Consider the following 24158-nt stretch of genomic DNA (forward strand, 5'->3'; position numbering starts at 1 on the left):
CCGTATCCGGTGGGCGCGTCGAGCGTGGTGCTCGCCGCCCGCGCCCTCAGAAGAAGAGGTTGAACGCCGAGAGGACCGTGTGCTTGAGCGCGACCTCGGTCTTGCTGGTGTGGAGCTCCACGCCGGCCGTCCCCAGCTCGAGCTTGGGGCCGACGGAGAAGTCGACGCTCGCGGTCATGCTGAGCTCCACCTTGGCGCCGACGGTCACGTCGAGGGAGCCCCCGGCCGTGAACGTCACCTCGCCGCCGAGCGTCGTCTCGACCATCGCCCCGAGGACGACCTCGTTCACGACGCCGAGGTTGATCGTCGTCTCGATCCCGTCGACCACGGTCTTGCTGTTGCCTTGCGTGTACGAGTCCGCGTCTCCGTACATCTCGTCCTTCGTGTCGGCGCGCGTCTCCGAGATGATCTTGTCCGCGGTGGTCTTGTTCCGGATCGTCTTCGCCGTGGTCGTGTCCTCCATGGTCCCGTCGACCGTGGTGGAGGACGTGATCGACTCGGCCTTCATCGTGGACACCGACGCTTCCTTGACGGTCGTCTCGTCGGTCATGGACTTGGCGTTCGTCTTCGAGACCATCACCTCCGCCCAGGTCTCGTTCGTGATCGTGGGGACCGGCAGCTTCTCCGAGCCGGTGTAGGACGAGATGCTCTTCGCCCACGTCTCATCGATGATCGTCGGGTTCTCCGTGGGGATCGACTGGGGGTCGGGCGGGTTCGTGTCGTCGATGTAGTCGTCGGTGACCTGCAGCGTGGGGAACGTGTCGGTGCCCGTCTGGCTCTGCTTGATCTTGCCGTAATAATAGTCGTAGACGTCGCCGTGGTAGGTGGTGCGCACCTCGCCCTTGACGGTCGTTTCGACGACCTTCCACGTGCCGCCGTAGTTCTGCACCCACTCGATGGTGGTGCCGCCGCCGAAGGTCTCGCTGACCTCGGTGAGGTGTCCGCCCGAGATGTCCCAGCCGGCCTGGTGCTCGCCGCGACCGAGGATGAGCAGGCGGTAATTGCCCCCGATCACCTCGACCTTGTCGCCTCCGGTCGTCGAGATCCGGTTGCCGTCCGAGTGATCGCGCCAGCCGCCCTTCGTGTGCAGCTTCGCCGTCTCGGCCTGGCGCTCGCCCTCGGGCACGAAGCCGGGCGAGCCGTCGCGCTTGCGCGTGTCGTCGGTGAAGGTCTGAATCCGCTCCGCGAGGTCGTCGCCCGCGCTCTCGCCGAGCGGCGCGGCGGCCCCGAGGCGCAGGTACGACGGTTGCCCGCCGTTCAGATCGGGGACTTCGAGAAGAGCGAACTTGCCTCCGGGCACTGGAGCCTCCGTGTCGAGCGTGAGGAACGACGCATGGCGTCGCCCCGTGGCGGGCTCCCTATCCTAGGTCACGGTGAGCCGGCCGTCCATGCAGAACCGCCCGCCGCGTCCCCGCCTCGGGCCCCGCGCGGTGCGCTGCCGTGCGCGGGCGCGCGGCTCAGGAGGCCTCGGCGGGGCGCGCTGCGGTCGACTCGGCTGCTTGGTGCACCACGGCCCACACGAACTCGGGGATGAGCGCCAGCGAGTGCGGGTCCTGCGTGACGCCGATCAGGCCGCTGATGAACTCCATGGGGTGTGGCCGGCGGCTCCGGTCGACGAAGCGCAGCTGGGCGCTCGTCAGGCCGGGCGGTATCTCGGCGAGCCCGGGCCCTTGCGGGTTGCCGAGCCCCCCGAGCGCGTCGCTGCGGGACTCCGCCGTCAGCCATCGCTCGTGCCAGCTCTCGATATAGGGGTTCGGGGCGAAGTAGTCGTTGGGCCAGGCGCGCAGGTAAGGAAACAGCACGTGGATCCACCCCGTGAGCTCGTCCGCCGGGTTCTCGTAGCGGAAGAAAGCGCGCCAGAACGACCTGTCGGCGCGCCCCTCCGACGAGGCGGCGATCTGGTCGAGCACGGGCAGGAGGGCGCGCGTCCAGCGCTCCTGTCCGACGGCGCCGAGCATCGCCACGCGCTGGCGCACCCAGCGCCAGTCGTCGGAGGTGCCGAGCAGGTACACGCGCGGGATGCCGCGCTGCGGGTACACGAGATCGCCCGGGAACGGCGGCTCCCAGTCGAAATGCGGCGCGAGCGGGGTCGCCACCGTGAGCTCCGACGACACCCGCTCGACAGGACCCGTGGTGGAGAAGTTGGCTGTCACGAGATCCCGCAGCGTCCCGACCCGCGCTGAAACCTGCCTGGAGAAATCCGGAAACGATGCGGGCCACGGGTTCACCTGGCCGAGGGCGAAGTCCGGCCGCTCGACGACGAGCTCGAACTCGCGGTCTTCGGCGAGGAAGCGGCGCCGCTGCTCGTCGCTCGTGGCGAGGTGGAGCGTGAAGCCGCGCGCCAGGCAGAACCAGACCACGTCGGGCGAGATCACGAGGGGATATCGCTGGGTGAAGGCGGTATAGGCCGCCTGGACGAGCGGGTGCAGGTCGGTGCGCCCCACGAGCGGGAGCCGGTGCCGGTAGGAGGCCTCGATCGGCGCGACCAGCAGGCTTTGCACGGCGGCCGCGCTGTCGAACCCCGGCAAGGGCGCCGTCGCTGGCTCGACCTCCGCGACGGCGATCGTCGTAACGTTCATGACCCCTCGTCCTCCTGGCCCGGCGCGACGCCGTCGTGATCTGGCGCTCTTCCTTCCGTACACGAGCGTGCCGCGCGCGACAACCTGCCGGCGAGTGCGCACCACGCCGGCCTCGCGGCATGAAACCGCCGCCATCGCGGGATGAAACGGAGCGATCACGGAGGCTCGCGGCGCGACGGCGGCTCGCCTCCGCGGTCAGGACGAGCGCACCGGCCGGGGCGCGCCGCGGACGTGCGCCGCCCCGGGCCGGCGGCGTGCCGCCGACGACCGCCGCGTGGAGCGTGGAGCGTGGCGCGTGGCGCGTGGCCGCGACGACCCGCCGGGTGGCCGCGGCGCGCGGGCGATGCCGTGAGCATGTGATTTTTCGTGGATGACGGATGCTTGTGGGCGTAATTTGGGTGTAGATCGAGCGCGGATGCCGGACATCGGCGGGCCTCGCCGCAGCGGTGTTGCACGTCCGTGGCGAATGGTGCACGACTAGACGCTCGCGCAGCCGCGGCGATCGGCTTGAAGGAGGAGCGCAGCAGATGAGTTCACGCCAGGCGGGTTCGTACGTGGCGGGGGCACCGGCCAACGCGAAGGCGGGGCTGCGGATCGACTTTCTGAAGAAGGTCTATGGGCTCTTCACGGCGAGCCTGGTCGTGTCCTCCCTGGGCGCCATGTGCGCGCTGTACATCGGGGCGCCGGACGCGGAGGAGGCGGCCGCGGGGGGCGCGATGCCGCCGCTGGTGGAGCTCTTCGCGAGCCACCCGATCGTCTCGATGCTCATCGTGTTCGGCGTGATGTTCGGCGCCCGCGCGGTGCGCCGCATCCCCGGCGTCAACGTCCTCGCGCTCTTCGGGATGGCGGCGATCCTCGGCGTCACCACGGCGCCCGCGCTCTACATGGCCCAGGTGGCGGCGGGCCTCGGCGGCACCCTGTCGTCGGCCCCGGTGCGGGACACGTTCATCCTGACGGTCCTCACGTTCGGCAGCCTCACGCTCGGTGTCCTCCTCTCGAAGGAGGACCTGTCGTTCCTGGCCAGCTCGCTCGTGATGGGCGCCATGGTCGTCCTCGGCGCCATGCTGCTCAACGCCCTGCTCGGGAGCACGCTCCTCGGGCTCGCGATCGCGAGCGTGTCGGTGCTCGTGTTCGGGGGATACGTCCTCTACAACACGTCGCGCCTTCTCCACTCGGACGAGCAGGACCCCGTGGGCGGCGCGCTCGACCTCTACCTCAACTTCATCAACCTCTTCTCGTCCATTCTGCAGATCCTCTCGGGCCGCCACGTCTGACGGCCGCCCTCGCGGCGCGCGCGCCCGCGCGCGATCCTGCGCTCCGCCGTCCTGCGTTCCGCCGTCCCGTGACCGCGTGCGCGCCCGGGGCGGACGCCCGTGGGAGCGCGGCTTGACGTTCCCTGGGCGCCGGGTAAGAACGCGCGGACCATGGGTCGCCCGCTCTTCGCCGCCGCGCTCGCCCTCCTCCTGTCGTCGCCGCTCGCCGGCGTCGCTTGCAGCAAGCCCGCCGAGGAGACGAAGGCGGTGGCGGCCGCCGAGCTCGCCGCGCCGGCGGGCGTGAAGCGCATCGACATCGCCGTCACCGACAGCGGCTTCTCCCCGTCGACGATCGAGCTCAAGAAGGGAGAGCCGGTGGTGCTGCGCTTCACGCGGACGACGAAGAGCGAGTGTCTGAAGGCGATCGCGATTCCCGATCTCAAGGTCGAGAAGGACCTGCCGCTGAACACGCCGGTCGAGGTGGCCATCACCCCGGAGAAGGAAGGGAAGATGGTGCTTCAGTGCTGGATGGCGATGGTCAAGGCGACCATCAACGTGGTCGGCTCGTGACGCGGCCGTGCCCTCGTCCGGGGCGCGGCGCCGTGCGGACCCGTCAGAGGATGAGCCAGAGCTCGGCGTCGTAGCGCCTCGCGCCGCCGGCGTCCCGCGCCGCGCGGCGCGTCCCCGAGGCGGGCGCCTCGGCGCGGCCCGGCTCGGCGGGGGAGCCGGCCTCGCGCGCCGCCGGCGCGGCGGCGTGGGCCAGGTCGACGCCCGCGGCGGCGCACCGGGCCACGGCGAAGCGGAGCATCTCGCGCACGTCGCTCGCGGCGAGCATGCCGCTCGTCCGGTGGCGCGCGAACGCGGCCGCGCGCTCGACGCACGCGGCGCAGGGCGCCGACTCCGACCTGAACCTGAAGAGCAGCGTCCCCTCGGGCCACCCGAGCGCCGTCGCCTCGATGCTCACCACCACGAACTCGCCGTCACGGACCACCTGCGTGCCGGCCACCCCCGCGCCGCCCTCGCCGGCGCCGGGAGCCCCGCCCCTCAGCAGGAACCAGTAACGATCCATGAGGCGCTCGACGCCGCGCGGCTCACCGTGAGCGATGATGTCTGTCATCCATGACCTCCGAACGCAGAATTTGAGGCCTGCGCCCCGGAGCGGCGACGCCGGGGGGCGACGCCGGGGATGGACAGGAAATGTCCGGGGAGACGGACAATGTCCGGGCGGCCTCAGCGGCGGCGGCGCGTCGCGCTGACGGCGCGGCGCCCTGCGGCGGTACCCTCGCGGACGGCGCGCCGCGCTTGTGCGGCGGCCGCCACGCCCTCGGGCGGGGCAAAAAGTGAATTACCTCACGTTTGAAGCGGAAACTTTCGCTTCCCTTTGGGTTTGCCGTGAGTAAGCTCTGCGCCCCCCAACGCACCCGGCGGGCGACCGCCCCGGTTCTTCGCTCCGAACCGGCTCGCGACCGAGGCGTGCCGAGGGGATCGCGCTCGCGGCGTGCCGCGCGCGCGGAGGCAGTCCGAGCCACCCCAGACGGAGCGAGAAGGCAACCGCATCATGAATCAGCATCCCGGCATCATCGGCAAGAAGATCGGCATGACGCAGATCTTCAGCGAGACGGGCGAGGTCCTGCGCTGCACGGTCGTGCAGGCGGGCTGCGTCGTCGTCGGCAAGCGCACGCTCGAGAAGGACGGCTACAGCGCGCTCGTCCTCGGCCTCGGCGAGCGGGCGGAGCGGCACACGACGAAGCCGCTCGCGGGCGCGTTCAAGAAGGCGGGGCAGACGCCGAAGCGCGTCGTGCGCGAGCTGCGCTGCTCCCCCGAGCACGCGGCGAAGTTCGAGGTCGGGCAGACGCTCAAGGTCGACGAGATCTTCGAGGTCGGCCAGCGCGTGGACGCGCAGGGCCGCTCGCGCGGCCGCGGCTTCAGCGGCGTCATCCGGCGGTGGAGCTTCGCCGGCGCGGTGAACTCGCACGGCACCCACGAGTACTTCCGCCACGGCGGCTCGATCGGTACGAACATGACCCCCGGCCGCACGCTGCCCGGCCTGAAGATGCCCGGCCACTACGGCGACGAGACGGTGAGCGCGCTCAACCTGAAGATCGCGAAGCTCCTCCCCGAGGACAACCTCATCCTCATCGAGGGCCCGGTCCCCGGCCCGAAGAACCAGGTGGTCACGATCCGTGGCGCCGTGAAGAAGCGCGGCGGCAAGGGGCTCCCCGTGCCGGCGCAGCAGCCGACCAAGAAGAAGGGCGGCTGATCCCCGCCCGCTGGTGAGAGCGCGCGCGCCGCTGAGGGGGCGCGCGCGCCCCGCCGGCGGCGCCCTCCGGTCGCACCGTGCCGCAGAAGCCCAAGAACCCATACAAGCGCCCGGACGCCTTCACGAAGGCGGCGAAGGCGCAGGGCTACCCTGCGCGCAGCGTCTTCAAGCTCGAGGAGATCGATCGCCGGGTGCGGCTGCTCCGCCCTGGCCAGCGCGTGCTCGACCTGGGCGCGGCGCCCGGCTCGTGGTCGATGTACGCGGCGCAGCGGATCGGCGCGGCGGGGCGGCTGCTCGCGGTGGATCTGTCGCCGATCTCGGCGGCGTTCGGCCCGCAGGCGACGGTGGTGCAGGGGGACGCGCTGTCGCTGACGAACGAGGCGCTCGCGCAGTTCGCGCCGTACGACGTGGTGCTGTCGGACATGGCGCCCGCGACGAGCGGCAGCAAGATCGCCGACCAGGCGCGGAGCTACGAGCTGTTCATGCGCGCCGTGGCCGTGGCCGAGGCGCTGCTCGCGCCGGGCGGCGCGTTCGTCGGGAAGATCTTCATGAGCGAGGATTTCGTGAAGGCCCGCGACGCGCTGCGGAACCTGTGCGAGGAGGTCCGGAGCATCCGGCCCGAGGGGACGCGGGCGAACAGCGTGGAGATCTTCCTGGTGGGGCTGCGAAGGAAGGCGGCGGGGAAGGCGGGGTAGGGGAGCGGGGCCCTCTCGAGGGACGAGCGTTTGGGCCGCCAAGGCGCCGAGGATGCCAAGTAAAGAGGGATTGAACCGCAAAAGAGAGAAGAACAATCATTCTCATCTCTCTTCCCTTGGCGGTTCGATCCTCTCTCCTCTTCGGCCCTCTGCCAACACCCCTCAGAACGCGTTGTGCCCCGTGATCGCGTTCCCGAGGATCAGGCAGTGCACCTCGTCGGTGCCCTCGTACGTGTACACGCTCTCCAGGTTGAGCATGTGCCGGACCACCGGATAATCGAGCAGGATCCCGTTCGCGCCGAGCACGCTCCGCGCGGTCCGCGCGATCTTGAGCGCCCAGCCCACGTTGTTCCGCTTGCACAGCGACACCTGCACCGGGCTGATCCCGCCCGCGTCCTTCTGCCGCGCGAAGTGCAGCGCCATGATCTGCCCCTTCGCGATCTCCGTCGCCATCTCCACGAGCTCCGCCTGGATGAGCTGCCGCGACGCGATCGGCTGGCCGAACTGGACGCGCTCGCGCGCGTACGACACGGCCGTCTCGTAGCAGGCCCGCGCGGCGCCGAGCGCGCCCCACGCGATCCCGAAGCGCGCCTGCGTCAGGCAGCCGAGCGGGCCCCTCAGGCCGACCACCCCGGGCAGCGCGTTCTCCTCCGGGACGCGCACCTCGTTCAGCACGATCTCCCCGGTCGGGCTCGCGCGCAGGCTCATCTTGCCGTGGATGAGCGGCGTCTCCAGCCCCTTCATCCCCCGCTCCACCACGAAGCCGCGGATCGACTCGGGGCCTCCGTCATCCACCTTGGCCCACACCACGCAGAGGTCCGCGATCGGCGCGCTCGTGATCCACATCTTCGTGCCCGTGAGCACATACGAGCTCCCGTCCTTCCGGGCGCGCGTCTTCATCGAGCTCGGGTCCGAGCCGCTGTCGGGCTCCGTCAGGCCGAAGCAGCCGATCAGCTCGGCCGAGGCCATCCTCGGCAGCCAGCGCTGCTTCTGCTCCTCGGAGCCGTATTTCCAGATCGGGTACATCGCCAGCGAGCCCTGCACGCTGACGAAGCTGCGCAGGCCGCTGTCGCCGTACTCCAGCTCCTGCAGCGCGAGCCCGTAAGCGACCGAGCTCATGCCGGCGCAGCCGTAGCCGGTCAGCGAGCCGCCGAGCAGGCCGAGCGCGGCGATCTCGGGGATCAGGTCGGTCGCGAACTCCTCCCGCGCGAACAGGTCCGCGGCGCGCGGAAGGTACCGCTCGCGCACGAAGCGGCGGACGGAGTCGCGGATCATGCGCTCCTCGTCGGAGAGCAGCGGATCGATCGCCATGAGCTGATCGAGCGAGACGGGCTCCTGCGTGGCCATGAGGCCAGCGTGTAGCGTGCCTTCGGAGCGCGCGGAAGACGGAAGGGGCAGAGCGCCGGCGCGCGCCGCCGGATCAGGGGCGGATGGAGACGAGCGTGCCCTTCCGCAGCGAGAGCGCGCCGTGCCAGTCGGCCGGCACCTCGGGGGTCGTCCACTCGAAGAGCCAGGCGGCGTCGAGCGGGGAGAGGTTCACGCAGCCGTGGCTGCGCGCGGTGCCGAAATCGTCGTGCCAGTAGGCGGCGTGGAACGCGAAGCCCCCGGTGAAGTACTGGACGAACGGTACATCGCGGAAATCGAAAGGATCCTCTTCCTCCTCGTCGCCATCCATCGTGACCGTGACGTGCTTCGTGTGGATGCGGAACAGCCCCTGGATGGTCGAGCGCGTCGTCTCGGGGTCGCCGAGGCCGTCCGCGCCGGTCGAGACCAGGGTCACGTAGACCGGGCGAGCGCCCTCGTAGGCGACCAGGCTCTGCTGGTTGATCGAGACGTCGATCCACTTGCGCCCGCGCACCGCCCACGCAGGGGCCCTCGGGAGCGGATCGACGCGTACGACGTCGTCGGCGCGGACGAGCGAGCCGTCCCGCGCCTCGAGGTAGTCGACGCCGGCGACGCGCCGGGAGGCGCCGGACAGCGGGATCGCCTCGCGGAAGCGGAGCGGGGCGCGGGCGAGGCCGCCGCGCTCGCCCGGGACGAGGCGCGCGGCGTGGCGGCGCCGGGCGAAGGCGACGGGCAGGGCGACGCCCTCGGGGAGCAGGAGCCCGGAGAAGGCGCTCGGCCGGATGACGCGGGTGCGGTCGAGCGGCAGGACGGCGAGGTCGGTGGTCAGGCCGAAGCGGCGCCCGTCGTGGTCGAAGGTCGAGAGCAGCGCGAAGCCGGAGCGCGTGCGGGCGCGGCCGAGGACGAGCGCGTCGGGCGAACGGCGGTCGCCGGCGAGGCCGGGCGCGGGACGGCCGTAGAGCAGGACCGAAGGGGTCGCGTCGGGGGGCGGCGGGGCGACGAAGTCCGGCGCGCGCGCGGCGGCCGCGGCGCGGCGCAGGTGCGCGCCGAGGTCGGGCTCGGCGCTGCGCTGCTCGTCCTCGCTCGGCAGGCGCGCGTAGAGCGGCGGGGTGGGGGAGCGCGACATCACGTACGTGTAGGGCAGCCCGCCGAGCAGGGCCGCCGCGTCGCGCGCCTCCGGCGCGGCGGGCGAGGTTTCGCCCGGCTGCGCGGCATTCGGGGCGGTGTCGCCCGGCTGCACGGCGTTCGGAGCGGCGTCGCCTGCCTGCACGGCATTCGGAGCGACGTCGCCTGCCTGCACGGCATTCGGAGCGACGTCGCCGGCCTGCATGGCATTCGGAGCGGCGTCGCCCGGCTGCACGGTGGCCGGCGCGCTCTCGCCGGCGCTCGGCGCGGCCGGCGCGCCCTCATTGGCGCTCGGCGCGGCCGGCGCGGCCTCGCCGCGGGCGGCCGGCGAAGCGGGCAGCGCGAACCGGCGAACCGGGCGGCGCGACGAGGCCTCGACCGCGAGGTCGTGGATGTTCAGCGTCGCGCTGGCGCCGATGCAGACATAGCCGTTCGGCTCGATGCGGTACCAGCCCCCGCCGCACGACTCCCTGCCGGACGGCTCCGGCCGGCGCGCGACGATGGCGCCGGCGCGCAGGTATCCGATGCGCCGGCTGGTCCAGCGCGGCTCGGCGAAGATCCACGTCTCCCGGGCGATGCTCGCGAGCTCGTGGACCTCCTCGGCCGCCGTCGGCGAGGTGACCGGGGGCGGATCCAGCTCGGGGAGCCTGTCGGATCCGTCATCGACGAGCTCCGGCGGCAGCGCCGGCAAGGCGAGCGGGTCGCCGCTCGGGGCCGCGGCCTCAGCGCCCGGCACCGCCGTGACGCCCGCGCCGGCCGGCGCCGCGTCCTCCGCGGCGGCCGGGGGCGCAGGGGCAGCGACCGAGGGCGCCGCCCCCGCGAGCGGCGCGGTGACCGCGGACGCGGGCGCGGGCGCCGGCGACGCCGTCGGCTCGGAGGCAGGGCGCGGGCAGCTGACGCTCAGCGTCGAGAGCGCCATCGCCGGCAGCAGGAGAAAGCCTCGCACGCGCATGGAGCGCGCGTATCAAGAGGCGCGGGGGAGGGCCAAGTTCGAGGGATTCTCGCGAATGCGCGGGCTCGGGAGCGGGCGCCTCGCCGGCCGAGGCGCTCGCCTGGAGCTCGGGGACGGCCGGCGGCCGGGACACCGGCGGAGGCGAGGGGACGCCGGTGGAGGCGGGGGGACACCGGCGAAGGCGAGGGGACGCCGGCGGAGGCGGGGGGACCGGCGCGGTGGGCCCGCGCCCGCCGGACTTCAGCTCACAGGTCGCGCGCGCACATGGCGGTGACGTAGTAGCGGCGATCGTCGTTCCGGTAGGACACCTGATAGTCCGTCGTCTGCTTGAACCCGGCGGCCAGGAAGCTGCCGCCGTGCATGAAGCGCGTGGCGGAGTTGTTGTCGAGCCGCGAGCAGTCGTTGCAGGGCGTCAGCAGCTGATAGATGTCCGAGCCGTCGCGGGTGGCCTTGTACGCGTTGCCGGCCAGGTCCATGTGGCCCCAGCGCCCGGCGCCGTTCGGGAATTTGCCGACCTCGGTGAGGTCCGACGGGCTGCACGGGTAGAGCGAGGGATACGACGTCTTGCAGGCGCCCGCGACCGACCCGTCGCCCTGGCAGCACCACGAGGCGTCGTCGATCTCGATGTCCTCGACGCTCGACCCGCCCCAGGGATAGATGCGCTGCTCGTTGCCGCCGGCAGACACGTAGTTGATCTCCGCCTGGGTCGGCAGCCGGCCGCCGTCCCACGCGCAGAACGCGAACAGCTCGTACCACGTCGCGCAGACGATCGGCTTCTTCTCCTCGGCTCCTGGGGTGTTGCTCCACGACGGCCAGTCCCACTGCTCGCAGATGAGCGCCGTCCGGAGCGCGTTCGTGTCGGTCGTGAGCTTCGAGTTCCACGTCGGGTCCCAGCCGCTGTTCGGGATCTTCGGGTGGGCGCCCGCGCCGGCGGGCGGCGGGTTGGCCTGCGTCGGGCCCCCGGTCCGCTCGATGTACTGCCGGAAGCGCCCCACCGTGACCATGTACTTGTCGAGGTAGAAGTCGCTGACCGTCGCGGGGAGGCTCGGATGGTTGAGCCGGTTGAACGTCCCACCCGGGACCGGCAGGGTCGAGCAGCAGTTGTCGCTGCCCTCGAGGCCGCAGTTCTCGCCGGCGCCCGGCGTATCGGTGCTGCAGCTGATCGGCAGGCCGGGTACGCCGCCCCCGCCTCCGCCGCCTGCACCGCCCGCGCCGCCGGCACCCCCGGCGCCGCCCGCGCCGCCGGCACCCCCGGCGCCGCCCGCGCCGCCGGAGCCCGAGCTGGAAGCGGAGGTGCTGGAGGCCGACGTGCTGGAAGCGGAGGTGCTGGAGGCCGACGTGCTGGAAGCGGAGGTGCTGGAGGCCGACGTGCTGGAAGCGGAGGTGCTGGACGTGCTGGAGGCCGTGGAGCTCGATCCGGAGCCCGTCGCGCTGTCATAACAGACCGTGAGCTTCGGACGTCGCTCCTCCCAGATGGTGTTCGTGTTCTCGCTGGTCCGGATGTCGGTGCTATTCGCGGTCTGCTCGAAGAGAACGCCGTTGTTCGCAACGGCGCCGTTCACCCAGCTCTGCACGAGCGCCGTGATGTTGACCGCCTTGTAGCCGTAGGCGAATCCCCCGCTCGTCGTGATGGTCCCGAGGACCTCAGGATCCCATGCCTCCCCGTGCGTGCTCCACTTCGCGGTGGTCTCCTCCCAGGGCAGCGTGACCCGGTGTACGCGGACCACCTCGGCCGTCGCACCGCCGAGGTTCACGGCGAGGTTCGCCGAGATGATGCTGGCGTCAGAGGGAATGGACGAGAGGTCGAACCCCATCAGCCCGAACATACGCGTCGGGGTCGTCCCGGAGGTCACGCCAACATTCATGTTGGGCCCATTGTCCGAATAGCCGCGAGACGACTCATGGATCGTCACGTCCTTGACCGTGCCCGTCGTCCCGGCGCGCTGGAGCGTCACGCAGGTCATCACCGCCTGCTGCGCTTCGTCGACGAGCTCGTCGCCCGCGCCCGGCGCGCCGACGCACCCGGCGGCCGCCGCGCCGGATGCCGCGGCGAGGTAGGCCGGGAGAAGATGCCGATTCCCTCTCACGAACGTGCGATTCCTCATGATGCTCTCCGATCCGCATCGCCGGGCGAGCCCGCCAGCGAGGCCAACTGTGACGCCGTCGCGCTGGAGCGCCAGAGAGCGCCCCCCGCCAAAATCATCCTCTGCCCGCGCGCCGTGAATGATCACCTATGTCAGGCCAACGGTCGGATCGTTCTGGGTTCGATCAGCGCGCGAGGAAAACGATACCGTTTTACGACTTCAAAAGGAATACGTCAATCGCGAATCGAGATTTGTGATGAGAAACCTTGTGAGAACACGAGTCGTGTTGAGACAAAAAGAGACATTATTGCGCCGATCGCCAGCGCTTGTCGAGCCCCCGCCTGCTCATTTTGGTGGTGCCGCTCACGGGCGCGTCCTCGGTCTCCCCGGGCTTGCCAGGACTTGCCGGGGCGCGCGGTGCTGGCGGAATATTACCGGCAAGGCGCGTGTGAGCCGGGGGTGAGGGGGGCAGCCGGATTGCCTCCGCCTACCCGCGTGCCTGTCTGGCCACTTACCTGCTCAGGCCGCTAAATCACGCGCTGCTGCCCTGTCCAGGCGCGGAGTCGGGGCCGGCGGCCCGGGAGAGGCCCTCTTCGACCTCGGTGACGATCATCGCCGCGAGGAGGTCGAGCAGCGCGCGGCCCTCGTCCTCCGAGGCCTCGCGCGGAGCGCCGGTGTAGGCGGCGTCCATACCCAGGTCGATGAACCGCTTCACCCCTGCCTTGATGCCTTCCGACAGGCTCACCTCGAGATCGGGCAGGGCCCGGGCGATGTCGCTCCGGACGAGGGCGGGGGCCGCGGCGAGGACGAGCGAGGTCTCGTAACGGCCGGCGTGGCAGGCGCCGCTCCGGAACTCGGCGGAGAGCGTCCGCGCCCAGCGGCGCGCGAGCGGGCAGGCCACCGAGCCGCGGCCCGGGGGCAAATCGCTCACGGCGGCGCGCACGGCGCGGTCGTGCTCCGGCTCGAGGTGGTTGTTGATGAAACAGACGTGCGTCAGGCCGGCCGAGAGGTACGCCTCCGCGACCGCGCGCAGGAAGGCGGTGAGCGCGGGCGCCGGGATCGAGATCGCGCCCGCGAAGCCCGCCGCGAAGTCGGTCACGCCGTAGCCGACGGGCGGCGCGAGGAGCGCGGGGACGCCCCGCTCCCAGAGCCGCCGGCCGGCCCGCTCGGCCGCGGCCTCGCCGATGAGCGTGTCCGTTCCGAGCGGCAGGTGCGGGCCGTGCGGCTCCACCGACCCGACCGGCACGAGCGCGACGCACGGCGCGCCGCCCGACAGGAGCGCGGCGAGCTCGGCCGTCGTGAGCTCGGCGAGGCGCGGCGCGGCACGCACGCCTACATGCCCGCCGGGTTCTCGCCGGCGGCCTCGCGCTGCCGGAGCGCCTTGCGATCGACCTTGCCGCGGTCGTTCCTGGGGACGTCGTCGACGAAGACGACCCATCGCGGGTACTTGTGCTTGCTCAGCCGGTCCTTCACGAACGCCTTGAGCTCCGCGGCGAGCTCGGCCCGCCCCTCCTCGGTGGCGACGCGGCCGCGCGCGTCGTCGCGGACCACGATGAACGCCTTCGGCTTCACGAGGCCCGCCTCCTCGGCGCCGATCACCGCGGCGAGGCTGACGGCGGGGTGCTCGGTCAGGCACTCCTCCACCTCGACCGGCGCGACCCAGACGCCGCCCACCTTGAGCAGCTCGTCGGCGCGGCCGCTGAACCAGAGGTAGCCCTCGGCGTCCATGCGGAAGAGATCCCCGGTGCGGCACCAGTGGCCGTGGAAGGTGCTCCAGCTCTTGTCGCGATCCTGGAAGTAGCCGAGCGCGACCGAGTCGCCCTTCACCCACATCACGCCGGTCTCGCCCGGCGGGAGCTCCGGCGCGCCCGGGCCGACCGCGTCCGAGGGGAGGATCTTGATCGTGTACCCCTCCACGACGCGGCCGAGCGACCCGGGGCGCACGTCGCCGGGGCGGTTCGTGCAGTAGATGTGGAACATCTCCGCCGAGCCGATGCCGTCGTAGACGTCGGCCCGGAACCGCGCGCGGAAGCGCTCGAGGAGCGCGGGCGGCAGCGCCTCGCCCGCGGAGAGGTGGAAGCGGACGCTGGAGAGGTCGAGGCGCGGCTCGCCGCGCGCGGCGCGGGCGTCGTCGTGGTCGAGCAGCTTGCCCATCATCGTCGGGACGTTCGTGACGACCGTGGGGCGGTAGCGCTCGATGTACCGGGCGAGCGACTCGGGCGTCGGGCGCTCGACGAACAGGCCGGCGGTCGCGCCGACCGCGAACGGGAACATCAGGTTGGTGCCCGTGGCGTAGCCGAAGAAGAGGCGCGGCACCGAGACGGTGACGTCGTCCCTGCGGTAGCCCACGGTCGCCTTGGCGTAGCGCTCGGTGTTGAAGGCGAAATCGCGGTGCGTGTGGATCGCCGCCTTGCTCCTGCCGGTCGAGCCGGACGTGAACAGCCAGATGGCGACGTCGTCGCGCCGCGTGGGGCGGGGGACGACCGGGGCGCGCCGCGGCACGAGCGCGGCGCGCCCCTGCGCGAGGGCGTCGCGGAGCGAGATGCCCCGCAGCCGATCGAGGGCCGGCGAGAGGGCGAGGTCGGCCTCGAGGTCGCCGCCGGTCGGGACCTCCGGCACGAGGACGAGCGTCCGGAGGTCCGCGGCCGCCAGGGTGCCCTGGATCGCGTCGGCCACGCGCGGGATCGTGACGACCGCCGCGGCCCGCGTGTACTCGACGAGGTACGCGAGGTCGGCGGCCGGCGCCTCGGGGTTGCCCATCGCCACGACGGCGCCGTGATAGAGCGCCGCGAAGAAGGCCCAGACGAACGCGGGCGAGTCGTGCAGGACGATGAGCACCCGCTGCTCGGGCGCGACGTCCTCGACCGCGAGGTGCGCGCGGAGCCGGCGGACCTGCTCGGCGACGTCGGCGTAGGTGTGCCGCTGATCGCCGAAGAGCAGGGCGACCTTGTCGCCGAGCCCCTCGCGCAGCCGGTCGAACAGGTAGTAGTCGGCGAGGTTGAACTCTTCGGGAAATGTCGGTGCGCTCATGGTCACGCCTCCTCTCGCCTCCACCGCGGCGCCGTGAGCCGCCGCTTCCCCCCGTCCGTCGTCGCGACGCCGGGCTCGTCGAGCCCCTCGCGATCCCAGAGCTGGCACGTGACGGGCCGGTGCCGCTGATCGAGCGCCTCGCAGTAGTTGGAGTAGATGCAGCGGCGCACCTCGCCGCCGCGGCCGAGGCGCAGCTTCAGGAACCAGTCGGGATCGGCCAGCGTCTGCCGGGCGGCGCCGATGAGGTCGGCGTCGCCGGCCGCGAGGATCGCCTCGGCCTGCGCGAACGTGCAGATCCCGCCGGCGACGACGACCGGCGTGTCGAAGCCGGCCTCGCGCACGGCCCGCCGGACCCGCGCCTGCTTCGGCACCTGCCGCCCGAACGGCCCGGCCGCGTCCGAGAGCGCCGTCGGCATGCACTCGTACCCGCTCGGGCCGGTGTACGGATACGCGGCCTCGCCGACCTTGGGCTGCTTCGCGTCCTCGAACTTGCCGCCGGTCGACAGCGAGAGGAAGTCCATGCCGGCGCGCGCGAAGGCGATCGCGAAGAACGCCGCGTCGTCGACCCGGTTGCCGCCGGCGATGACGTCGTCGCAGAGGAAGCGGCAGCCCACCGTGAAGCGGGAGGACACGGCGACGCGCACGGCCGCGTAGACCTCGAGCGGGAGGCGCGCGCGGCGCTCGCGGTCGCCGCCGTAGCCGTCCGTCCGGGTGTTCAGCGCGGAGAGGAACGAGGCCATCGTGTAGGCGTGGGCGTAGTGGAGCTCCACCCCGTCGAAGCCCGCCTCGCGCGCCCGCGCCGCGGCCGCGGCGAAGAGGCCCGGCAGCGCGCGCGGCAGGTCGCGGATGTGGGGGAGCGCGACGTCGGTCACGCGCTCCCGCTCGCCGAAGCGCAGCGCCTCGAGCTCGCGCGGCGCGAGCACGGCCTCGAGCCGCGCGTCGTCGAGCGCGAGCAGCCGCTCGCGCACCTCGGGCTCCGGGGCGCCCTCGAGCCGCGGCTCCTCGAGCGCCTCGGCGAGGGCGCGCCGGTGCGCGCCGGTGATCTCCAGGAACTGCCGCAGGAACCTCTCCTGGGTCGGGCGCCTCCGGATGCGGAGAAAATCGATGAGCTGGAGGAACACGCGCGTCCGGCCCGCGCTCCTCGCGCGCACCGTCCGGACGAGCTCCGCCAGCCCCGGGATGAACCGATCGTGGCCGGCGCGGAGCAAGGGCCCGCTCGGCACGTCGCGGATGCCGGTCGCCTCGACCACGAGGGCGCCGGGCTGGCCGTCGGCGAAGCGGCCGTACCAGTCGAGCACGTCCTGCGTGACGAGCCCGTCCTCCGTCGCCCGCCAGGGGACCATCGCCGGCACCCACGAGCGCTCCGCGAGCTCGAGGCCCGAGGCGAGCCGGAGCGGCGAGAAGAGGCGCGCGCGCGCCGCCTCGGCCGCGGTCGGGGGCTCCTCGCGGGGCAGGGCGTGGCGGATCCGCTCCGGCGGCTTCCACATCGCTACCGCGCCTCGCCGCGGGCAGGCTCGCCCGCCGCGAGCTCCGCGGCGGCGCGATCGAGGATCCCCTTCGCGATGATGAGCTTCTGGATCTCGGTCGTCCCCTCGTAGATGCGCAGCGGCCGGATCTCGCGGTACAGCCGCTCCACCTCGGTCCCCTCGATGACGCCGAGGCCCCCGTGGAGCTGGACCGCGCGATCGATGATCCGCTGCGCCGCCTCGGTGGCGAACATCTTCGCCATGGCCGCCTCGGTCGAGACGCGCGCCGCCGCGCCGCCGGTGTCGCGCTTGTGGGCCGCGCGGGCCACGAGGAGGCGCGCCGCGTCGAGCTCGGTCGCCATCTCGGCGAGGTAGGCGCGCACCATCTGCTGCTCGGACAGCGGCGCGCCGAACTGCCTGCGGCGCGTGACGTGCGCGATCGCCTCGCGGAGCGCGCGCGCCGCCATGCCGTTCGCCGCCGCGCCGACCGAGATCCGGAAGGCGTCGAGCGTCTGCATCGCGAGCCTGTAGCCGCCGCCCACCTCGCCGAGGCGCGCGCCGTCCGGCACGCGGCAGCCGTCGAAGCGGAGCCGGCCGATCGGGTGCGGGACCGACATCGGGAGCGGCTCGGCGGCGACGCCGGGGGCGCCGCTGTCGACGAGGAACGCCGTGATCCCGGCGCGCCCGCCGCCCTCGCCCGTGCGCGCGAAGACGACCAGGTGGTGCGCGAGCGGGACGTTCGAGATCAGCACCTTCTCGCCGTCGAGGACCCAGCCGTCGCCCTCGCGCCGGGCCTCGGTCCGGAGCGAGGCGACGTCGCTGCCCGCCTCGGGCTCGGTCAGGGCGAAGGCGCCGACGCGGCGCCCCGAGAGCACGTCGGGCAGGATCGCGCGGCGCTGCGCGTCGCTGCCGGCCAGCACGATCGGGTACGAGCCGAGCCCCTGCACCGCGAAGATCGCGTCGGCGAGCGGAGAGACCTGGCCGAGCGCCTCGCGGATGAGCACGAGCGAGCGCACGTCGACGGCCGCGGGGTCCGCGGCGGGGCCGCCGCCCGCGGGCGCGCCGCCGAGCGCCTCCGGGACGAGGTGCGCGTAGAGCCCGAGCGGCTCGCCCATGCAGCGCGCCACGGCGGCGGGGCCCTGCGCGCCCGCGAGCGGCGCGAGCGCCTCGGGGGTGAGCCGCGCGGCGAGGGCCGCGTGGCGCTCCTCGAAGAAGACCGGGAGATCGGCCGAGGAGAGCGCGAGCCTCGTCATGTGCGGGGCGCCGACGGGCCGGTGGCCCGGGGGGTGGGGGCCGCGTCCTCCTCGGCGGACGCCGCCGCGGCGTCGCCCAGGGCGGCGCCCTCGAAGCGCGGCGGGCGCTTCGCCTTGTTCGCCTCGTACGCCTCGCGGAAATCGGGGTGCGCCATGCAGAGCGCCTGCGCCTGCGCCTCGGCCTCGATCGCGGCGGCGAGGGGCATCGTGCGCTCGCTCTCGAGCATCTGCTTGGTGATCGCGTGCGCGAACGCCGGCCCGCGCGCGAGGCGCTCGGCCCACTCGCGCGCGAGCGGGAGCGCGTCGCCGTCGGGGACGACGCGGTTCACGAGGCCGATGCGGAGCGCCTCGTCGGCGCCGATGAGATCGCCGAAGAAGAGCAGCTCGGCGGCGCGCCCGTGGCCGACGATGCGCGGCAGGAGGTAGGAGGCGCCCATGTCGGCGCCGGACAGGCCGACCTTGGGGAAGACGAACCCGAAGCGGGCGCTCGCCGCGGCGATGCGCAGGTCGCAGGCGGCGGCGATCACCGCGCCCGCGCCCACGGCGACCCCGTTCACCGCCGCGATGACCGGGCGCCGGAGCTCGCAGATGCTCTGGATCAGCGCGCCGGTGACGCGGGTGAACTCGAGCAGCCCCCGGGCGTCGCGCGCGAACAGCTCGGCGATGATCCCCTCGACGTCGCCGCCCGAGCAGAAGCCGCGCCCCTCGCCGGTGAGCACGACCGCGCGCGCGGCCGAGCGCTCGAGCGAGCGGAACGTGGCCGTGAGCTCGCCGTAGATCTCGAAGGTGAGGGCGTTCAGCCGGTCGGGGCGGCGCAGCGTGACCTCCGCGACGCCGCGGGCGATCTCGAGCTGGAAGGAGCGGGGGGTGAGGGTCATCGGGGCCTCTCGGGTTCGGGGGCGTTGCTCTGGGACGGGTCTCGCGGTCAGGGCTTGGTCCGCGTGCGCCGCGGCGGGCTGCGGGCGCTGCGCTCGGGGTGCGCGCGGGCGCTGCCGGGGCGCGACGGGACGGGCAGGTCCGGCTCGCGGAGCGTGGTGCGCAGCTTGTCGAGCAGCCGCGTCAGGGTCGAGATCTCGGCCTGGCTCAGCCCGGAGAACACCTTCGCGACGCGCGCGGCGTGGCGCCGCTCGGCGTCGCGGAACGCGCGCTGCCCCTTGGGCGTGAGGTGCACCCGCCAGGCGCGGCGGTCGCTCGGGTCGGCCCGGCGCTCGACCATGCCGTCGCGCGCCGCGCGGTCGACGAGCCCGGTGAGGTTGCCCGCCGTGACCAGCATGCTGCGGGAGAGCGACGCGAGCGTCTGCCCGTCGCTGCGCACGAGGTTCGCGAGGAGATCGAAGCGCGGGAGGGTCATCTCGTGCTCCAGGTCCTCGCGGATCGCGGCGAGCGCGCGCTTGTGGACCGCGAGGATGCGCACCCAGGCGCGCACGGCGGCCTGATCGCCGCGCGCGCTCTCGGGCGGGGGCGCCGCGGCGAGCGGGCGCCTCGCCGGCGCCCCGCGCCTCACGGGCCGCCCTCGTCCCCGCCGGGCGCGGGGGCCGCCGTGGCCTCGCCGCGCGCGCCCGGCTCGACGAGCCCCGCGACGGCCTCGATCTCGACGAGCGCGCGCGGCTCGACGAGCCCCGCGACGCCGACGAGGGCCATCGCCGGAAAGTGCTTGCCGAACCGCGCTCGCCACGCGGCGCCGATCGCGGCGCGCGAGCGCCGGTACGCCTCGAGGTCGGTCACGTAGACGGTCATCCGCGCGACGTCGCCCGGCGCGCCGCCGGCGGCCGCGACGACCGCGAGCACGTTGTCGAGCGCGCGCGCGAACTGCTCGGCCAGGTCGTCGCTCGGGATCTGCCCGGACGCGGCGTCCCACCCGATCTGCCCCGCGACGTGCAGCGTCCGGCCGCGCGTCACGACGCCGTTGGCGTACCCGCGCGGCGCGGGCCACCCGGCCGGCTGCACGATCTCGAGGCCGCCCTTCACCGCATCACCTGCCCGCCGTCGACCGGGATCGCCTGGCCGTGGATGCTGCGCGCCTCGTCGGCGCAGAGCATCGCCACGACGAGCGCGACCTCCTCGGGCTCGACCATCCGGCCCTGGGGCGACATCGCCTCGAGCGCCCGTCGCGCCGCGTCCTCGCCCCGCCCGGTCTTCTCGGCGATGCGGGCGATCGCCTGGTCCGCCATCCTCGTGTTCGCCCACCCGGGGCAGACGCAGTTGATGGTGACCGGGGTCCGGGCGATCTCCAGCGCGATGGCGCGGGTCATCCCGACCATGGCGTGCTTCGACGCGCAGTACGCGGTCGAGTACGCGCAGCCGGCGAGCCCCGCGGTGGAGGCGACGTTGACGACGCGCCCGAACCCGCGCGCGATCATCTTCGGGATCAGGGCGCGGCACAGCACGAAGGCGCCGGTCACGTTGACCGCGAGCATGCGGTCCCAGAGCGCGTCGCTGGTCCTGTCGAACGGCGCGCTCTCGGCCGCGCCCGCGTTGTTGACGAGCACGTCGATGCGACCGACCTCGGCCTCGAGCGCGGCGAGCGCGGTGAGCGCGCCCTCGCGGTCGCCCACGTCGAGCCGGACGGCGACGCCGCCGACGGCCGCGGCGGTCTCGTCGATCTCGGCCTGCGTGCGGCCCGCGACGGCGACGCGCGCGCCGCCCTGCGCGAGCCGCTCGGCGATCGCGCGGCCGATGCCGCGACCCCCACCCGTGACGAGCGCGATTCTGCCTTCCAGCGACATGTGGAGCACCTAAATCATATATATATGAAGCACAGGCCGAAGTCACCCTCGGCGCGGCTCGATGCCGCGCGGCGCGCCCGCTCGTCAGTCGTCAGGGCCGCCGCGGCGCGTCGCCCTGCGCTTCGAGCGCGTCGTTCCGGGCGCATCGTCGCGGTGCTCGCATGACGGTGCGGCTTGCCCGGATCGCCCGAGTTGTCCGGCGCGCCGGCCGGAACGTGGCTGCGAGGAGCGCCTGAAACGCGGACGGCGCGGGCGCGCCGTGCGCTCTGCAACGATCGCGTCCGCGACGCAGGTGGCGCGCACGACGCAGGCGAACGCGTCCGCGACGCAAGCGAGCGCGTCCGCGACGAAGCGACGCCGATCAGCGCGCCGCGCTCCGCCTGTCCGGCCGCTTTGCTCGCGCGCCCGGCAGTCGATCTCGACGAGCGCGTGCGCCACTATCTCCGCATGCGTCCCTCCTGCGCCGCGGCGACGATCGCGGCATCGTCCCTCGTCGCGGCGCTCGGCTGCGGCGACGCGCGCCCGAGCGTCTCGTCGATCTGGGCCTCGCCGGCGCGCCTCGGCGAGCTCCGCGGAGCGCGGTTCTTCGACGCGCCGTGGCCGAGCGATCTGCGCCGCGAGGGCGGCGCGGTGCGGCTCGAGGGCTACCCCAACCCGCGGCGGCTCAGGCTCCTCGACGAGTACGTCCGCGAGATGGACTCGGTCCTCGACGGCTTCTCGCCGGCGGCGGCGGGGTACCTGCGCTTCGCCGGGCCGGTCGACGCCTCCTCGCTCCCCGAGACGCCCGCGCTCGCCATGAGCCCCGCCGGGCCGGTGCAGCTCATCGACGTCGATCCGGGCTCGCCGGCGCGCGGAGAGCGGCGCCCGATCTCGGTCCATTTCCGGCGCGACGCCGGCGTCTACTGGCCGGAGAACACCCTCGCCTTCATGCCCGTGATGGGCTTCCCGCTGCGGCCGCGGACCCGGTACGCGCTCGTCGTCACGGACGCGCTGCGCGGCGAGGACGGCGGCCGCGTCGAGGCGAGCCCCGAGCTGCGGCAGGCGCTCGGGATCGACCCGGCCAGCGCCGACGTCGAGGCCGCGCGCGCGGCCCTCGCGCCCGCGGTCGACGAGATCGAGGCGGCCGGCGTCGAGCGCGAGCGCATCGTCCACCTCGCGGTCTTCACCACCTCCGACCCGACCGCGGAGCTCTTCGCGCTGCGCGATCACCTGCGCGCGAGCGTCCCGCCGCCGGAGGCGCGGCCCGCGCTCTTTCGGCTCGTGAAGCACGCGCCGTCGTGGGACGAGTACGCCGGCGTGTACGGGCCGTCCCCGAGCTACCAGATCGGCCGGGCCCCGTACGCGACTGACGCCGACGGCGGCGGCTTCGCGAGCAAGGCCGGCGAGCCGGTGATCGCCGGCTACTTCGACCTGCGCTTCTCGATCACGGTCCCCGCCGCGAGCCGCTGCCCGATGCCCAAGGCCGGCTACCCCGTCGTGCTCTACGCCCACGGCACGGGCGGCGACTACCGCTCCTACGTCCGCAGCCTCACCGGCCCCGCGCTGGCCGAGCGGTGCCTCGCGGTCATGGGCGTCGACCAGATCTTCCACGGCGCGCGCCCGGAGGCGCCCCAGGACGCGGCGCAGGCCGGGGCGCTGTTCTACAACGTGCAGAACGTGCGCGCGGCGCGCACGAACGCGCGCCAGTCGGCGCTCGACGAGGTGCAGCGGGCGCGCCTCTTCACCGAGTCGCGCATGACCGTGCCCGCGGGCGTGTCCAGCACGGGGGAGGAGATCCGCTTCGACCCGTCGAAGATCCTGTTCTTCGGGCACTCCCAGGGCGGGCTGAACGGCCCGCTCTACCTCGCGGCCGACGACTCGGCGCGGGGCGGGGTGCTCTCCGGGGCGTCGGCGGTCATGTCGATCACCCTGCTCGAGAAGACGAACCCCCCGCCGAGCATCGCGGCGCTCGTCAAGGCGGTGTTCCTCGGGCTCATGGGCGAGGAGGAGGGGGAGGTGAACGAATTCCACCCCGCGATCTCGCTCGCGCAGTCGATCGTCGACGTGGTCGATCCGATCCACTACGCTGCGCGGCTGTTCGTCGCGCCCCGCGACGGCTTCGCGCCGAAGAGCATCTACATGACAGAGGGCATCAACCCGGACGGCAGCGGCGACTCGTACGCGCCGCCGCGCGGCATCGAGATGCACGCGCTGGCGATGGGCTTGCCGCAGCAGTCGCCCGCGCAGCGTCCGATCCGCGAGTACGGCGTCGGCGGCCCCGCGCCGGTCGAGGTGCCGCCCGAGGGGCTCGCCGGGAACCTCGCCGGCGGCCGCGCCTCGGGCGTGCTCGCGCAGTGGCCGGTCGCCGAGGGGAGCGACGGTCACTTCGTGGTCTTCGACGTGCCCGCGGCGGCCGCCCAGGCCCACGGCTTCCTCCAGAGCCTCGCGGACGCGCCGCGCGGGCGGGTGCCGGCGCCGTGAGCGCGGCCTCGGCCCTCGCGTCGCGCGTCGCCGCGTTGCTCGCGCACCCCGGCGTGGAGGCGCGGCCCCAGGCGGCCGCGGGCGCGTGGCCGCTCGATCTGGCCGAGCCGCCGGACGTCGCGGCGCTCTACGCGGCGGCGGACGGGCTCGCGCTCCCGGACGGCACGCGGATCCTGCCGCGCGGCGATCTCGCGCGGGCGACGGCGTGGCTCACGGAGGAGCGCTCGCTCGACTGGGCGAGCGACCTCCTGGTCGTCGGGGAGCGGGAGGATCTCGTGATCGTGCTCGATCTCGACGCGGCGAGCGCGCGCGCCGGGGGCGGCGTGCTGGAGGTGCCGACCGACGGGCTCGCCTCGTTCCAGCGCGTCGCCCGCTCGGTGGTGGGCTACCTGGAGCGGCGCCTCGGCGTCGCGGGGGCCGAGGCCGCGTCGCCCGAGGTGCGGGCGCGCGAGGCCGCGGCGCGCCGCGATCTGCCGGCGCTCGCCGAGGCGCTCGCGGAGGCGATGTACCCGGGCGCGGAGCGGCAGGTCGCGCACGCGGCGCTCACGCTGGGCGTGCTCCTGTCGGAGCGCGGGGACGAGGCGGCGCTGGACGCCTTCGCGCGCTCGGTCGAGGCGCGGGTCGCGGCCGCGGCCCGCGGCGCGGCCGCGCCGGAGCGGCTCGCGGCGTGGCGGGCGTGCGAGATCGCGGCGCGGGAGGCCGGGGCGGAGGCGATCGCGGCGGCGTGCGCGGCGCGGGGGAGGGGCGCAGGGGAGGGGCGGGGCGGGGCGTAGGGAGCTGGTCCCGAAGCTCCTCGGCCCGTGTGCCTGAGCAGGGGCCCGAGATGCACTCCGCGGCAGGGATGTCGCGGGTCCACCGATCGCGAAAGCGAGACGCCCCCTTCGGCGGCTCGCGAGACCTCCGCTGCCGCTCTCGAAGCGAAATACGGCGT

General features: G+C 73.5%; 20 protein-coding genes. 6 read left to right on the forward strand and 14 right to left on the reverse strand.

The features are described from left to right. Window positions 1–46 precede the first annotated feature (46 nt). A complete protein-coding gene (locus WMF20_RS11420) occupies window positions 47–1300 on the reverse strand; it encodes a hypothetical protein (protein ID WP_129574369.1) in 1254 nt (417 codons plus the stop codon). 157 nt (window positions 1301–1457) lie between these two features. Continuing rightward, window positions 1458–2579 (reverse strand): DUF4419 domain-containing protein, encoded by a 1122-nt coding sequence (locus WMF20_RS11425; protein ID WP_437613174.1) that lies wholly within the window; start codon window positions 2577–2579, stop codon window positions 1458–1460. Window positions 2580–3106: 527 nt separating this feature from the next. Here WMF20_RS11425 and WMF20_RS11430 point away from each other — a divergent pair. Together WMF20_RS11430 and WMF20_RS11435 are read left to right on the forward strand one after the other, a co-directional pair. Beyond that, entirely contained in the window at window positions 3107–3853 is a 747-nt protein-coding gene (locus tag WMF20_RS11430; protein WP_129574371.1) for a Bax inhibitor-1/YccA family protein, read from the forward strand. A 150-nt stretch (window positions 3854–4003) separates the two neighbouring features. Next, entirely contained in the window at window positions 4004–4402 is a 399-nt protein-coding gene (locus WMF20_RS11435) for a cupredoxin domain-containing protein (protein WP_129574372.1), read from the forward strand. A 43-nt stretch (window positions 4403–4445) separates the two neighbouring features. On the opposite strand, the gene WMF20_RS11440 is transcribed toward WMF20_RS11435, so the two are convergent. Beyond that, complete coding sequence (locus WMF20_RS11440; protein WP_437613177.1) at window positions 4446–4949, reverse strand: hypothetical protein; 504 nt, start codon at window positions 4947–4949, stop codon at window positions 4446–4448. 441 nt (window positions 4950–5390) lie between these two features. Between WMF20_RS11440 and rplC the strand changes: the two genes are divergently transcribed. Together rplC and WMF20_RS11450 are read left to right on the forward strand one after the other, a co-directional pair. After that, window positions 5391–6092: a 50S ribosomal protein L3 gene (rplC, locus tag WMF20_RS11445; RefSeq protein WP_129574374.1), complete on the forward strand. Its 702-nt coding sequence runs from the start codon at window positions 5391–5393 to the stop codon at window positions 6090–6092. Between the two features lie 77 nt (window positions 6093–6169). After that, entirely contained in the window at window positions 6170–6787 is a 618-nt protein-coding gene (locus WMF20_RS11450) for an SAM-dependent methyltransferase (protein WP_437613179.1), read from the forward strand. 162 nt (window positions 6788–6949) lie between these two features. On the opposite strand, the gene WMF20_RS11455 is transcribed toward WMF20_RS11450, so the two are convergent. The 11 genes from WMF20_RS11455 to WMF20_RS11505 all read right to left on the reverse strand — a co-directional run bounded on the left by WMF20_RS11455 (window position 6950) and on the right by WMF20_RS11505 (window position 20767). Beyond that, a complete protein-coding gene (locus WMF20_RS11455) occupies window positions 6950–8134 on the reverse strand; it encodes an acyl-CoA dehydrogenase family protein (RefSeq protein ID WP_437613181.1) in 1185 nt (394 codons plus the stop codon). Window positions 8135–8207: 73 nt separating this feature from the next. Continuing rightward, on the reverse strand, window positions 8208–10208 hold the full coding sequence (locus tag WMF20_RS11460; RefSeq protein WP_437613183.1) for a L,D-transpeptidase family protein: 2001 nt from the start codon (window positions 10206–10208) through the stop codon (window positions 8208–8210). Between the two features lie 245 nt (window positions 10209–10453). Then, window positions 10454–12313, reverse strand: a complete 1860-nt coding sequence (locus tag WMF20_RS11465; RefSeq protein ID WP_437613185.1) for an SUMF1/EgtB/PvdO family nonheme iron enzyme — start codon at window positions 12311–12313, stop codon at window positions 10454–10456. Between the two features lie 511 nt (window positions 12314–12824). Continuing rightward, complete coding sequence (locus WMF20_RS11470; RefSeq protein WP_437613187.1) at window positions 12825–13622, reverse strand: creatininase family protein; 798 nt, start codon at window positions 13620–13622, stop codon at window positions 12825–12827. Window positions 13623–13624: 2 nt separating this feature from the next. Then, entirely contained in the window at window positions 13625–15322 is a 1698-nt protein-coding gene (locus WMF20_RS11475) for a benzoate-CoA ligase family protein (RefSeq protein WP_437613189.1), read from the reverse strand. 2 nt (window positions 15323–15324) lie between these two features. Next, window positions 15325–16809 (reverse strand): NADH:flavin oxidoreductase, encoded by a 1485-nt coding sequence (locus WMF20_RS11480; protein WP_437613191.1) that lies wholly within the window; start codon window positions 16807–16809, stop codon window positions 15325–15327. Window positions 16810–16811: 2 nt separating this feature from the next. Next, complete coding sequence (locus WMF20_RS11485) at window positions 16812–18041, reverse strand: acyl-CoA dehydrogenase family protein (RefSeq protein ID WP_437613193.1); 1230 nt, start codon at window positions 18039–18041, stop codon at window positions 16812–16814. Next, a complete protein-coding gene (locus WMF20_RS11490; protein WP_129574384.1) occupies window positions 18038–18919 on the reverse strand; it encodes an enoyl-CoA hydratase family protein in 882 nt (293 codons plus the stop codon). Before WMF20_RS11490 ends, WMF20_RS11485 begins: the two co-directional genes overlap by 4 nt. 47 nt (window positions 18920–18966) lie before the next feature. Beyond that, the gene (locus WMF20_RS11495) at window positions 18967–19545 is read right to left on the reverse strand and encodes a MarR family winged helix-turn-helix transcriptional regulator (protein WP_437613195.1); all 579 of its coding nucleotides are present in this window, start codon (window positions 19543–19545) and stop codon (window positions 18967–18969) included. Further along, window positions 19542–20009, reverse strand: coding sequence for a RidA family protein (locus WMF20_RS11500; protein ID WP_437613197.1), 468 nt, complete (start codon window positions 20007–20009; stop codon window positions 19542–19544). The genes WMF20_RS11495 and WMF20_RS11500 overlap by 4 nt, the downstream gene beginning before the upstream one ends. Beyond that, window positions 20006–20767 carry an SDR family NAD(P)-dependent oxidoreductase gene (locus WMF20_RS11505; RefSeq protein ID WP_437613199.1) on the reverse strand — a complete coding sequence of 254 codons (762 nt, stop codon included), beginning with the start codon at window positions 20765–20767 and terminating at the stop codon, window positions 20006–20008. Before WMF20_RS11505 ends, WMF20_RS11500 begins: the two co-directional genes overlap by 4 nt. A 447-nt stretch (window positions 20768–21214) precedes the next feature. On the opposite strand from WMF20_RS11505, the gene WMF20_RS11510 reads away from it, so the two are divergent. Together WMF20_RS11510 and WMF20_RS11515 are read left to right on the forward strand one after the other, a co-directional pair. Next, on the forward strand, window positions 21215–23227 hold the full coding sequence (locus WMF20_RS11510) for a hypothetical protein (protein WP_437613201.1): 2013 nt from the start codon (window positions 21215–21217) through the stop codon (window positions 23225–23227). Then, window positions 23224–24000, forward strand: a complete 777-nt coding sequence (locus WMF20_RS11515) for a hypothetical protein (protein WP_437613203.1) — start codon at window positions 23224–23226, stop codon at window positions 23998–24000. Before WMF20_RS11510 ends, WMF20_RS11515 begins: the two co-directional genes overlap by 4 nt. Window positions 24001–24158 lie beyond the last annotated feature (158 nt).

The sequence above is a fragment of the Sorangium sp. So ce834 genome (assembly GCF_051521425.1).
Taxonomy (GTDB): Bacteria; Myxococcota_A; Polyangia; order Polyangiales; family Polyangiaceae; genus Sorangium; species Sorangium cellulosum_D.